This window comes from Gilliamella sp. Choc5-1 (assembly GCF_001690595.1).
Taxonomy (GTDB): Bacteria; Pseudomonadota; Gammaproteobacteria; order Enterobacterales; family Orbaceae; genus Gilliamella; species Gilliamella apicola_M.
Genome location: NZ_LZHH01000053.1, coordinates 42,035 through 54,117, shown reverse-complemented (window position 1 = coordinate 54,117; position 12,083 = coordinate 42,035). Strand labels below are relative to the sequence as shown.

The following is a 12,083-nucleotide window of genomic DNA, read 5'->3' as shown; positions in this document are numbered from 1 at the left end:
GGAGGTTATATGAAAAGTATTGTAATAAAGCAACCTAACGAATTAGTAATTGAGGAACGTAAAGTTCCTCAACCTAAATCAGGAGAAGTTAGAGTAAAAGTAAAATTAGCAGGTATTTGTGGTTCAGATAGTCATATTTATCGCGGTCATAATCCTTTTGCTAAATATCCAAGAGTTATTGGACATGAATTTTTTGGTGTGATTGATGAAGTTGGTGAAGGGGTTGATAGATCTAGAATTGGAGAAAGAGTATCTGTCGATCCAGTTATTAGTTGTGGGCACTGCTATTCTTGTTTAGTAGGTCGTCCTAATGTTTGTACATCTCTTACTGTATTGGGTGTTCATCGAGATGGTGGATTTAGTCAGTACGCGGTAGTTCCAAGTAAAAATGCTTATGTTATTCCAGATGAAATTAGTGATGAGTTTGCTGTGATGATTGAACCATTTACTATTGCAGCAAATGCAACCAATCATTTAAAACCAATTGAAAATGATATTGCATTAATTTATGGTGCGGGGCCAATGGGGCTAACGTCAGTACAAGCGTTAAAAGGCGTCTATAACGTTAAAGAGGTCATTGTTGTTGACAGGATTGAAGAACGTTTAGATATGGCAAAAATTAGTGGTGCTGACAGAGTAATAAACAACACTTCTTTATTTTTAAAAGATGAGCTGGATAAGCTTAGTATTAAACCGACAGTTATTATAGATGCAGCCTGTCATCCCTCCATTTTGCAAGAAGCAATTAGTATTGCATCACCAGCAGCAAGAATCTTGATTATGGGATTCTCAGGTGATGCCTGTCAGATAACTCAGCAATGTATTACAAGTAAAGAATTATCTATTTTTTCATCTCGATTAAATGCTAATAAATTTCCAGTTGTAATTGATTGGCTTAAGAAAAAATTAATTGACCCACAAAAGTTAATTACACATCAATTCGATTATATGCAAGTCATTCAAGCGATAGAAACTTTTGAAAAAGATCAAAAACAGTGTTGTAAGGTGTTACTAACTATTAGTTAGGAATTTTTAAACACATTTTTATTGATGATCTTTTTATATAGAAAATTATAAGGCGAGTAAAATATGAATAACATAGGAAAGATTAAATGTGAAAGAAATGCTTCAGATTTAGTTAAAGCCGCTATTTCAGGATGGCTTGGAACAGCATTAGAATTTATGGACTTTCAGTTATATTCTTTAGGCGCTGCACTAGTATTTCGTGAAATATTTTTCCCTGAACAATCGGCAATTATGGCACTAATCTTAGCTATGGGAACCTATGGGGCAGGATACATTGCCCGAATTGTTGGTGCTTTTATCTTTGGACGAATGGGCGATGCAATAGGTAGAAAGAAAGTATTATTTATTACAATTACTATGATGGGTATTTGTACAACACTAATTGGTGTATTACCAACTTATGCTCAAGTAGGTATTTTAGCTCCTTTAATGTTGGTTGTTTTACGTATAGTTCAAGGATTGGGCGCGGGTGCTGAAATTTCAGGGGCAGGCACTATGCTTGCAGAATATGCTCCAACAGGAAAAAGAGGAATCATTTCTTCATTAGTTGCAATGGGCACTAATTGCGGTACATTGAGTGCTACCGCGATTTGGGCAGTTATGTTTTTTTTGTTAGATAAACAACAGCTAATTGCATGGGGATGGAGAGTCCCTTTTCTTATAAGTGCCATCGTTATGATCTTTGCTATATGGCTTAGAATGAACTTAAAAGAAAGCCCTGTATTTGACGGTGTTAATGATGTAAATACCCAACCAATTAGTAATAAACAACCAATCAAACACATTTCATTAGTTGAAATGATAAAAAGTAAATCATTTTGGCTAGCAACTGGCTTACGTTTTGGACAGGCAGGAAATTCAGGATTAATTCAAACTTTTTTAGCAGGTTACTTAGTGCAGGCCTTATTATTCGAAAAAGGTATACCGACAGATGCTTTAATGATTAGTTCGATTGTAGGATTTGTCACTATTCCTTTTTTAGGATGGTTATCGGATAAAATTGGGCGACGAATTCTATATATTATTTTGACTGTTTCTTCAATTATTCTTGCTTATCCAATGCTATCTATTGTTGTTGATAAAAGTCATTCAGTTAGCACTATAATGTTATGTTTGATTATTATTCATAATATTGCCGTACTAGGGCTATTTGCATTAGAAAATATTACAATGGCTGAAATGTTTGGTGCTCGTAATCGCTTTACTCAAATGGCGATATCTAAAGAAGCCGGAGGTCTTATTGCAGTCGGATTCGGTCCTTTATTAGCCGGAATTTTCTGTAATATTGTCAACGATTGGTGGCCAATTGTTGTTATGATCATTGTTTATTCTTGTATTGGTTTGATATCAGCGATTTTTATGCCGGAAGTTAAAGACCGTGATTTATCTGATTTAAATGATGCCGCATTATAATTTAAAGTTTTGAAGGAAAAATAATGAAACTATCAATTAAAACATTACCACAACTACCTAAAGAAGTAGTTGTACCAAACTATGATAGAAATAAGCTTAAAACTAAAATTGTCCATCTTGGTTTTGGTGCATTTCATCGAGCTCATCAAGCGGTTTTTACCGATATTTTAGCAGCAGAACACAATAGCGATTGGGGGTATTGCGAGGTCAATTTAATTGGTGGTGAAAAGCAAATTGAAGATTTAAAACAGCAAGATTATCTATTTAGTATTTGTGAAATGGCTTATGACAATTGGTCAACTCGAGTTGTTGGGGTCGCCAAAGAGGCATTACATGCGGATATAGATGGTATTGCCAAAATACTCGAAGTTATCACGCGCCCTGAAATTGCTATTGTGTCAATCACTGTTACCGAAAAAGGTTATTGCTATTTACCGGCAACGGCATCAATTGATACCAATAATACACTAATTAAACACGATATTGAAAATCCCACTAAGCCAAAAACTGTCCCTGGTGTGATTGTTGAAGCATTATACTTACGTAAAGAAAAGGGGTTAAAACCGTTTACAGTTATGTCTTGCGATAATATGCCAGAAAACGGCCATGTAACGCGGAATGTCGTTTTGGCGTTAGCCAAACTGCGCGATCCAAATTTGGCTAATTGGATAGAACAAAATGTAACGTTTCCTTCAACAATGGTTGACCGAATTGTACCCGCTGTAACGCCTGAAACGATGGAAAAAATTCAAAAGCAACTTGGCGGTATCGAAGACCCTGCCGGTGTTGCCGGCGAACCTTTTAAGCAATGGGTTATTGAAGACAATTTTGTTAATGGCCGGCCTGATTGGCAAAAAGTTGGCGTTGAACTAGTTAATGATGTCTTACCTTATGAAGAGATGAAGCTACGTATGTTAAATGGTAGCCACTCATTTCTAGCTTATTTAGGTTATTTAGCAGGATATTTATATATAGATGAATGTATGCAAGATCCTTTTTATGTTAAAGCTGCAAGGCATTTAATGATAAATGAACAAGCAAGCACATTACGAGTAAAAGGCGTTGATTTACAGGCTTATGCCGATTCGTTGCTTGATCGTTATCGTAATACAGGTTTAAAACATCGTACTTGGCAAATAGCCATGGATGGCACCTTAAAATTACCTCAACGTATGCTTGATTCAGTCCGTTTTCATTTAGCAAATAACACACCATTTGATTGCTTAGCTTTAGGTATTGCTGCTTGGATGCGCTATGTAAGTGGCACTGATGATGCCGGTAAGGCAATTGAAATAAGTGATCCAATGGTTGATAAGTTAAAAGAACTAGTAGCAAATAGCCAAGATAATCAAGAACGAGTAAAATCGTTATTGTTATTATCACATGTATTTGGTGATGATCTACCTAACAATCAATATTTTGTTGAGCAGGTGACTAAAGCTTATTTATCTTTGCGAGATATTGGTGCTAAACAGTCAGTTGAACAATTAGCAGAAAGTTTTTAAAGCATTATTAACAAAACTAACATAATTAATAACAGTAAAGTGTAATTGCCTGCAAGGGCGTTACACTTTTTACTTATACTCCAATTTAGAACAAATAACCTTTTTATATTTATGTCATTGAAATAGCAACACATTTCAAACAAAAAAATTAAGGGGTAAGTGTTTTTTAAATTCAACGGAAGGCAAGTAGCCTAACGAAGAATGTAATTGTTTATGATTGTACCAATAGGCATAAGCCGAAAAAGCGCGTTGTAACTCAGCCACTTAGTTGAAGTGGTTAACTCTTGTTCTTGCGGACTGCGATTATCTTTTGTTTTAAATGATTAAATGAGCCACTTTGGCTTGCTTGCGTTATCCAACGGTCCAAAGCTGATTAGGTATTGTAAATAAGTTATTGTGTTATTTTTCGGTAAGTTAAAATAAATTTACTGCTATAAAAATCGCATGGCTACAGTTTTTCCGTTGGTTTTTTAATTTATTTGATATAGTATTAATTGTTTAAAGTTTGTTAAATGGAAAGATTGTAATGAGTAAAAAATTGCTGTAATGGGTGATGATACTACAACCTGTGGTAAAGTTATTTCGTCGTCAGTTCTAGCTTTTAACCATCTCGATGCTATAGCCTGTTTAGGGGATTATGCTTCATGTCCTAAGTGTAAAAGTTCTGGAAAAATTATTGAGGCGACTGATAAACTAATCATTGATGGCAAACCAGCTGCTTATGATGGGTGTATTATTGCTTGTGGTTGTCGGCCTATAGGTGTTAATCGAATTATTGCAACCAAAAGTCTGATATTTGTTGATGTGGCAACCTCATATTATACAAATAAGTCAAATCCTATTAATAATACATTTTCAACAATCGCGCAAAATGATATTCACACACAAATTAATTCATTAGTAGCACCAAATGAAGATAAAACAAAGATTCGTCTTGACGCTCAAAATTTACTTGATTGTGCGCATGAAGTTTGTGAAAAACACCTTTACCATGATGATATAAAACAAGATTTCATTAACAATGTTGATGGTTTCGCCACGCGCATTGTAAATCAAGTGGAAAGCGGAGCGATGAGTTATGAACAAGGCTCAGAAGCGATAAAATCTGAAGAAAAGAGTTTATGGGATCAAAGCATTCACTGGGGCAGTAGGGGACTAAGTGTTTTAGGTGGTTTTGGCTTGATGAGGATGGGGGTTGCAATGTGCTCAACTGGTGGGGGGTGTATACTTGGCTCATATGTAGTAGCGCATGGAGTTAATAGTATTCAAGAAGGGATAACCGATGAAGATGGCTTTTTAAAATCAGTGTATCAAAATGCGGCTGAAAGATTGGGAATGTCTAAAGAGGCAGGTTCTTTGGCTTATGATTTAGTTGATATTGGTATATCCGCACATGGTAAACTTAAATTAGTTCCTAAAATTGATGAAAGTTTTGCAATTAACCAATACAATCGTGCTAATCCAGCTAAATTCAAATTATTTTATTATGGTAGAAAGGATTTGATACAAGCATATAGACAGATGAATAAATGGTTGTTAGCTTCTGAAATAGTAAGTGATGTTTTATCTTTATATAAAATTCATCAAGAGGCTGAAAATATATTAGTTAAAGATAATGAAAGTAGTGAGACAAATCTATATATTTCAAACCCGGAACAGATTGATAATATAGAGAAAATTGTAGATAGTTGTGCAATAGTAATACGTGTTACAGGTCGAGAATCTGATGCTGATGACCAACCTAATTATTCATTGTGCACGCGCTTAGATGGTACTATATATCGGCAATATTTTGATGGCCATATTGAAGAAGGTTCTATTGAATAACAGGAATAACACAGATGATTATATTGATTTACATTGCGTATTACTTTTTCTCTATTTTGCCTATTATGATTTCTTATCGTTTTAGACAATATACAATATTTGATTATAAATATAATAAAAAGTTGAAATGGCAAAGGCGCATCATGTTGGTTGTCAATTATATTGCTCTGGGTATCCAAATTATAATTGTAAGTGAACGTAAAATTATATTACGTTCTAATCCAGATTATGGTCCTCTTGCATTATCAGCATTTATATTTCTAATTGTTTATACTATTTTTCCAATATCCTGGTTAGAAAGCCCAAAAGAGTATTTAATAAAGAAAAAGAAAAAATGGAAATAATAATGGATTTAGTGAAGTTAGCTTTCCATTATTAACCACTGCCGCATTACCTTCCAAACAAATTGTAGAAATTCCTCGCGTTGTTTACAGTAATTTGAGAAACGACTGTAATGAATATACATAAAAATAAAACTAACACTAACACCTTATCACTGATAAGAGATATGGCGTTTATATCAAAAAAACAATAACCACTATCAATTTAGCTAAACGTTTTATTGTCAATCATCCGACCATTTATTAGGTGCTAAAAAATTCCAGTATTCACTCGCTAACAAATAAGAACTATACTATAAAAACCTATTGGGGTAAGATGCTACATATTGAAACTAACAAACATTTGCTTTTATTTAAATTATAGTTTTATTGAGTAATAAAAAAATTAAGTTGTTTAGTTTCATCGAATGCTTTATCTAGTTCTCTTGTAGCTGACTGATAACTTTGATTTGAATCTCCTTCTTTTGTACATTCTTTCATGATGGCATGTTTTGTTTTGAAAGTTTCATGCGATGTTAACTGTTTGTATAATGAAGCTAAATCTTTGCCTGTCAAAGTGAAAAAATTATTCCAGTCATTTAACTGCGTTTCTACAAATTCGCGACCTTTTTTACAAGCAATAGCATCAAGCTGAATAGTTGGAATCGTGTATTTTTTAAGTTCAGAAAATTTAGGATGTTCATTTATAAATTCAACTTTTTCATTAAGCCCTTCTGCTTTTAAATATTCAATCAAACTATCTTCTCGGAATAATTTGTTTTTTTGAGATTGAAATTGCCCTTTCCCTCGCAAAGTAACTTCATCTGGATAAGGTTCATCTACTGAATAATCCCAAAAATTTTTTTGACGCTCAATAAAAACATCATTGATAACTTTAACTGGTAGTTCAACCTCTTGTTGTTCACCGTTAATAATTACTGGAACTGAATTTAAATGTCTAGCTATCAACTTATCGTAAGTTTCATCACTCACATTCGAAGTTGTATAGAAAGTTGTCAATAAATAATAGTTACTTTGAGTAGGATTAATTAACCCTGAACTATTACTTGTTGAAGGTTTAGCTATAAAATTTAACGATTGATTACCATAAGACAGTGTATGCTTACCGTATTCAAATGTATAGTTCACACTTGATTTTGCTGGAATGGTTAATTCATTTCCATCAATAATCACTTTTATTTCATTTGGTGTTGGATTATCAATCATACGATCAACAGAGCTAGATAAAGTCGTACCTGAACCAAAACAACCAACCAATGTCATATTGCAAACTAGCAACAAAGAATATTTTATTTTTTTCATCACATTAATTTAATTAAAGCCTTTAAAAGGAGAATAAATTTTATCACAGCTTTGATTTTTGATAAAACAACTATTTTTAATATTATTTGAAGTAATATGTAGGATTTACTCGCATTGTTTACAGTAATTTGAGAAACTAATGTAATGAATATACATAAACAAACAAAACTACGCCTTATCACAGACAAGCGATATGGCCCTTATATCATAAAGAAAAAATAACGGTCACTAATTTGGCTAAACGCTTTATGGTCAGTTGCCCTACCATTAAAATCTATTGAAGATAAATTAAGACGGCAAGCTAAACGCTATAACAAAACCTATTCGGGTGAAATACTACACGTTGATACCAAAGGTTTACCTTTACTTAAAAATGAAACAAAACAGCAAACTAGAGAATATTTTCCCATTAATATCCATTTGATTTTTATTGCTTTTATACATAAACGTAGTACACTCCTGAAACTTTTTAACAAAAATCCTACTGTCTTTGTTTGTTAGATAAATGTTTGTTTAGATAAACTGCGTGATAACCAGCGTATCAATCAAAAATTGACAAAAATCACCTGCAACGGCAATTTGATGTAGGTGATGAAAAACAAATTGTTGTTGCGGATTTAACCTAATGACAAAGGGTAGAGGAAGCGATATTTAAAACTATTAAAACGGAATTTGTAAAAGGCCAACGTTTCAACTAAGCGGCTGAGTTACAACGCGCTTTTTCGGCTTATGCTTATTGGTATAATCATAAACGATTACATTCTTCGTTAGGCTACTTGCCTTCTGTTGAATTTAAAAAACACTTACCCCTTAATTTTTTTGTTTGAAAATGTGTTGCCATTCCAATCAAAAAAACTTTTCTTATACCTAAAAATATCCTACTATTCTCCCTTATTTTGTTCCTTGCATAAGAATGATATATGTTTAAATCTGCCGACTTGAATATTTCAGAACCCGTTAATCAACAAATTTATCGTAAATTAAGAAAAGCGATTATTACTTGTCAAGTATTGCCTGGTGTTTTACTGTCAGAAAAAGAGATTTCTAGTCAATTTAGTGTTTCAAGGCAACCGGTTAGAGAAGCGTTCATTAAATTAGCCGAAGCGGGACTAGTGCAAATTCTTCCTCAACGAGGAACATTTGTCACAAAAATATCGATTAAAAAAGTGATGGATGGGCAATTTATTCGTGATGCTGTTGAATGTGCAATTATTAGGCAAACCGCATTAAAAATTAATGACTCAGATATTTTATTACTACAAAAAAATATTGATGAACAAAAAGAGGCCAATAAACATAAAAATATTCAATTTTTTCTAGAAAAAGATGATGAATTCCACCAAATTTTAATGAACGTAATAGACTGCCAAATGGCATGGGAAACGGTTGAAAATATTAAAGCTATGATGGATCGAGTTAGATTCCTTTCATTAGAAGAAATTTCGCCTCCCGAAGATCTTGTTAAACAGCATGAAAAAATCTTAGTAGCTTTAAAAAATCATGATCCAGATCTTGCAGTAATAGCTCAACATGAACATTTATCGGCTATTTTGGAGACCATAAAAATAGTATCAAAACAGAAGAATGAATGGTTTGTTGATTAATCTTCATTAACGATCTGAATTATTATTTTGAATATTTTCTATAATTATGCCACTTGTTATTGTAGTTTACTCAGATGTAGGCAATTATTTCTTTTTACGTAAATACCCCAAAACACGAAAGTTATCTATTTTCCAAATTTCATCTTTAAATATGAGAGGATAAGTTGCACGACTGCTTTTGTTGGGGCCAGGATTTTGTTGAATAATTTCAATTTCGTTATCGCTAACTTTGCTAATAATGGCAACATGACCATATCTTGACCAACCAAAAACAATAATATCTTCAACTTGTGGTTTAGTTGGTGAACCATTATGAAATTGTAATAAATTACGTTTAGGATTAAGTTGACCATCAGGAATTGATTTATCGAAGTAATTTTTAGCATGACCATAACTATCTGGCATTTTATGATTAAAACGCTGATAATAATAGCGCTTAATAAATTCAACGCATTGATATTTTTGCCCTAAATTATAACCGTCTTGAGTTAGATTACGCCCACTCACATTACCAGTACTGCCATTATAATAAACATCAACACCATTGAATTGATCAACAACTGTGCCTATTTTATCTTTATCAACTTGCATATCAAGATACACATATTGATAAAAAGCATAACCACTAAATACAGATAAAATGATGAAGAAAAAAAATAGTGTTTTTTTGTATTTGAATAATATTATATTTTTCATTATTAGAATTTATTTTCCTATTATATTGTTATAAATATTTTCCTATTAAAAACAAAATCATGCTGCTTGAACCTGAGGATCTATTAAGCTATTTTTATTAATCTATGTATTTGGGGATAATATTATTTAATAACTTATTAATTATATTACATTTTACGTAAATAACCTAAAACGCCATAATTCTCTATTATCCATTTCCCATCTTTAAAGATTAAAGGAAAAGTTGCTCTACTGTTTGCATTTGGTCCCGAATTTTGTTGCACAATCTCAATTTCGTTATCGGTTACTTTACTTACAATGGCAACATGTCCGTAACTTGTCCAATTAAGAATAATGATATCTTCAACTTTTGGTTTTGTTGGTGAGCCATTGTGGAATTGTAATAAATTGCGTTGTCGATTAATTTTGCCATCAGCAACTAATGGATCAAAGAAATCTTTTGCATGCCCATAGCTATTAGGCATTTTGTGGTTAAAGCGCTGATAATAATAACGTTTGATAAATTCAACACATTGATATTTAAGGCCTAAGTTATAGCCGTCTTTAGCAATATTTCTTCCACTTACATTATAAATACTGCCGTTATAATAGACTTTCACACCATTAAATTCATCAATGACTTTTCCTATTTCTTGTTTATTAATTTCAATATTGGCAAAAGCACATGAATTAAGTGTATAGTAGCTTAACACTGATAATAACCAAAGCCAAAGGATCCCTTTTTTATATTTCAATAACATGTTTATTTCCATTATTTTAATTGTATATTATTAATTATAATCATTTATTTTTATTAAAAAAATAGAATTTAATCGAATAATAAAAATATTATTATTCATGTATGTAAAATTAAGCTTACAATTTAAAACAAAATAGGAATTATAAAATGATTAAAAAAGTTAAAATAGATATTAGTGGTCTTGTTCAAGGTGTTGGATTTCGATTTTTTACTTATCAACAAGCCCAAAAGCTTGGTTTAGTCGGCTATGTTCAAAACTTAGATAATGGTAATGTTGAAATTATTGCACAAGGTGACAGTTCACAAATAGAGAAGTTAATACAATGGATTGAAAACGGTGGCCCTGCTTCATCGCGAATTTCTCATGTAAATATTTGTGAATTATCACCACAAAACAATTTAACTTCTTTTAATGTTCGATATTAATTTAATAAAAAATAAAGTAAAATATATAAAATGTTGGACATTCTAAATAATAACTTCTTATTAATGTGATATAACATATGTTATGAATAAAAAAAATCTGATCTGCCTTTTACTTATTATTATTGTTATCGGTGTTTATTACAATTATCAAAAAGGGGATGCTTCTGCAAGCAAATCTATCCCAAATACATTAGATAAGCCGATTTATCAAAGTGATGATATGTTAACAGATATTTATGACTTATCAGGTGAATTAGTCTATAAAATTGAGTCTAGTCATGTTAGGCATTTTGATGATTCAGACAATACTGAATTTGATTTACCTAATTTTACGTTTTATGATCAAGATCATTTAGCAACATGGCATATTAAAGCTAAAAAAGCGACATTAACGAATGATAAACATCTTTACCTTTATCAGGATGTTCAGTTAGATAATTTGACAAAAGACGCTCAATTAAAGCAAGTAAAAACAGATAATGCAGTGATAGATTTAACTTCACAGCTAGTTACATCAAAAGATCCTGTCATCATTTACGGGGTAGGGTTTTATTCAACAGGTATTGGCTTAGCCAGTGATTTGCATACAAAAACAGCTAATATACTTGAAAATGTAAAAACATATTATAATACTGAGGCAAAATAAAACATGAGTTCGCTAAAACAAACTGTTTTTTCATTAATTTTATTATTACCTATCTCTTTGAGTAGTTTTGCAAATGAACCTTCTAAGCAACCTACAGACACTAAAGAAGAACATAAAATATTTGCTGATAATAAACCCATTACAATTGATGCGAATAATCAACACATTGATATTGAAAAAAATATAATTACGTTTATTGGTAATGTTATCATTGTTCAAGATGGGTTAACCATAAATGCTGATAAAGTTGTTATTACCGATATGCAAGATACTGAAAAACAAAAAATTACAGCCTATGGTAATCCTGTAAATTATAAGCAAATTTTGCCAGAAAAAAATAAAATTGTAACAGGTCATTCTGCTCAAGTAATTTACAATGTAAAACAAAATAATGTTATTTTACAAGGTAATGCTGAGTTATTTCAGCAAGATAATCATATCATTAGTAATCAGATCACTTATGATATTAAAAAACAGCAAATACTTGCACAGTCTGGTAAAAATGGGCGAGTAAAAAGCACTATCATCCCAAATCAAGTTAAAGGGACGAATAAATAA

General features: G+C 31.9%; 13 protein-coding genes and 1 pseudogene. 10 read left to right on the top strand and 4 right to left on the bottom strand.

Translation table 11 applies throughout. From position 1 onward, the window contains the following. Nucleotides 1–9 precede the first annotated feature (9 nt). The 3 genes from A9G35_RS04910 to A9G35_RS04900 all read left to right on the top strand — a co-directional run bounded on the left by A9G35_RS04910 (nt 10) and on the right by A9G35_RS04900 (nt 3,944). Nucleotides 10–1,026 carry a Zn-dependent oxidoreductase gene (locus A9G35_RS04910; protein WP_065635921.1) on the top strand — a complete coding sequence of 339 codons (1,017 nt, stop codon included), beginning with the start codon at nt 10–12 and terminating at the stop codon, nt 1,024–1,026. Between the two features lie 63 nt (nt 1,027–1,089). After that, entirely contained in the window at nt 1,090–2,439 is a 1,350-nt protein-coding gene (locus A9G35_RS04905) for an MFS transporter (protein WP_304362695.1), read from the top strand. A 23-nt stretch (nt 2,440–2,462) separates the two neighbouring features. Further along, entirely contained in the window at nt 2,463–3,944 is a 1,482-nt protein-coding gene (locus tag A9G35_RS04900; RefSeq protein WP_065635920.1) for a mannitol dehydrogenase family protein, read from the top strand. 135 nt (nt 3,945–4,079) lie between these two features. Here A9G35_RS04900 and A9G35_RS13855 read toward each other — a convergent pair whose 3' ends face one another. Beyond that, entirely contained in the window at nt 4,080–4,208 is a 129-nt protein-coding gene (locus tag A9G35_RS13855) for an IS3 family transposase (protein WP_141673778.1), read from the bottom strand. A 282-nt stretch (nt 4,209–4,490) separates the two neighbouring features. Between A9G35_RS13855 and A9G35_RS04895 the strand changes: the two genes are divergently transcribed. Further along, nucleotides 4,491–5,771, top strand: a complete 1,281-nt coding sequence (locus A9G35_RS04895) for a DUF4225 domain-containing protein (RefSeq protein WP_065635919.1) — start codon at nt 4,491–4,493, stop codon at nt 5,769–5,771. A gap of 14 nt (nt 5,772–5,785) precedes the next feature. After that, nucleotides 5,786–6,115, top strand: a complete 330-nt coding sequence (locus A9G35_RS13660) for a hypothetical protein (RefSeq protein ID WP_065635918.1) — start codon at nt 5,786–5,788, stop codon at nt 6,113–6,115. Between the two features lie 363 nt (nt 6,116–6,478). Here the strand turns inward: A9G35_RS13660 and A9G35_RS04885 are convergent, their stop codons facing one another. Then, entirely contained in the window at nt 6,479–7,414 is a 936-nt protein-coding gene (locus A9G35_RS04885; RefSeq protein ID WP_065635917.1) for a hypothetical protein, read from the bottom strand. 713 nt (nt 7,415–8,127) lie between these two features. On the opposite strand from A9G35_RS04885, the pseudogene A9G35_RS14085 reads away from it, so the two are divergent. Both A9G35_RS14085 and A9G35_RS04880 read left to right on the top strand, forming a co-directional pair. After that, a pseudogene (locus tag A9G35_RS14085) lies at nt 8,128–8,241 on the top strand (IS3 family transposase); the annotation flags it as partial. A gap of 93 nt (nt 8,242–8,334) precedes the next feature. Then, the gene (locus A9G35_RS04880; RefSeq protein WP_065635916.1) at nt 8,335–9,018 is read left to right on the top strand and encodes a GntR family transcriptional regulator; all 684 of its coding nucleotides are present in this window, start codon (nt 8,335–8,337) and stop codon (nt 9,016–9,018) included. An 84-nt stretch (nt 9,019–9,102) separates the two neighbouring features. Here A9G35_RS04880 and A9G35_RS04875 read toward each other — a convergent pair whose 3' ends face one another. Continuing rightward, nucleotides 9,103–9,714 (bottom strand): CHAP domain-containing protein, encoded by a 612-nt coding sequence (locus A9G35_RS04875; protein ID WP_065635915.1) that lies wholly within the window; start codon nt 9,712–9,714, stop codon nt 9,103–9,105. Between the two features lie 146 nt (nt 9,715–9,860). Continuing rightward, complete coding sequence (locus A9G35_RS04870; RefSeq protein ID WP_065635914.1) at nt 9,861–10,454, bottom strand: CHAP domain-containing protein; 594 nt, start codon at nt 10,452–10,454, stop codon at nt 9,861–9,863. A 146-nt stretch (nt 10,455–10,600) separates the two neighbouring features. Here A9G35_RS04870 and yccX point away from each other — a divergent pair, with 146 nt between their 5' ends. The 3 genes from yccX (at nt 10,601) to lptA (ending at nt 12,083) form a co-directional block, all read left to right on the top strand. Then, nucleotides 10,601–10,879: an acylphosphatase gene (gene yccX, locus A9G35_RS04865; RefSeq protein ID WP_081300115.1), complete on the top strand. Its 279-nt coding sequence runs from the start codon at nt 10,601–10,603 to the stop codon at nt 10,877–10,879. A gap of 82 nt (nt 10,880–10,961) precedes the next feature. Beyond that, nucleotides 10,962–11,525: an LPS export ABC transporter periplasmic protein LptC gene (lptC, locus tag A9G35_RS04860; protein WP_065635913.1), complete on the top strand. Its 564-nt coding sequence runs from the start codon at nt 10,962–10,964 to the stop codon at nt 11,523–11,525. A 3-nt stretch (nt 11,526–11,528) separates the two neighbouring features. Next, nucleotides 11,529–12,083 carry a lipopolysaccharide transport periplasmic protein LptA gene (lptA, locus tag A9G35_RS04855; protein ID WP_081300114.1) on the top strand — a complete coding sequence of 185 codons (555 nt, stop codon included), beginning with the start codon at nt 11,529–11,531 and terminating at the stop codon, nt 12,081–12,083.

Bases quoted from the DNA above. Each gene is read 5' to 3' on its own strand.
- A9G35_RS04910 (WP_065635921.1), top strand. From the start codon at position 10: ATGAAAAGTATTGTAATAAAGCAACCTAACGAATTAGTAATTGAGGAA.
- A9G35_RS04905 (WP_304362695.1), top strand. From the start codon at position 1,090: ATGAATAACATAGGAAAGATTAAATGTGAAAGAAATGCTTCAGATTTA.
- A9G35_RS04900 (WP_065635920.1), top strand. From the start codon at position 2,463: ATGAAACTATCAATTAAAACATTACCACAACTACCTAAAGAAGTAGTT.
- A9G35_RS04895 (WP_065635919.1), top strand. From the start codon at position 4,491: ATGGGTGATGATACTACAACCTGTGGTAAAGTTATTTCGTCGTCAGTT.
- A9G35_RS13660 (WP_065635918.1), top strand. From the start codon at position 5,786: ATGATTATATTGATTTACATTGCGTATTACTTTTTCTCTATTTTGCCT.
- A9G35_RS04885 (WP_065635917.1), bottom strand. From the start codon at position 7,414: ATGAAAAAAATAAAATATTCTTTGTTGCTAGTTTGCAATATGACATTG.
- A9G35_RS04880 (WP_065635916.1), top strand. From the start codon at position 8,335: ATGTTTAAATCTGCCGACTTGAATATTTCAGAACCCGTTAATCAACAA.
- A9G35_RS04875 (WP_065635915.1), bottom strand. From the start codon at position 9,714: ATGAAAAATATAATATTATTCAAATACAAAAAAACACTATTTTTTTTC.
- A9G35_RS04870 (WP_065635914.1), bottom strand. From the start codon at position 10,454: ATGTTATTGAAATATAAAAAAGGGATCCTTTGGCTTTGGTTATTATCA.
- yccX (WP_081300115.1), top strand. From the start codon at position 10,601: ATGATTAAAAAAGTTAAAATAGATATTAGTGGTCTTGTTCAAGGTGTT.
- lptC (WP_065635913.1), top strand. From the start codon at position 10,962: ATGAATAAAAAAAATCTGATCTGCCTTTTACTTATTATTATTGTTATC.
- lptA (WP_081300114.1), top strand. From the start codon at position 11,529: ATGAGTTCGCTAAAACAAACTGTTTTTTCATTAATTTTATTATTACCT.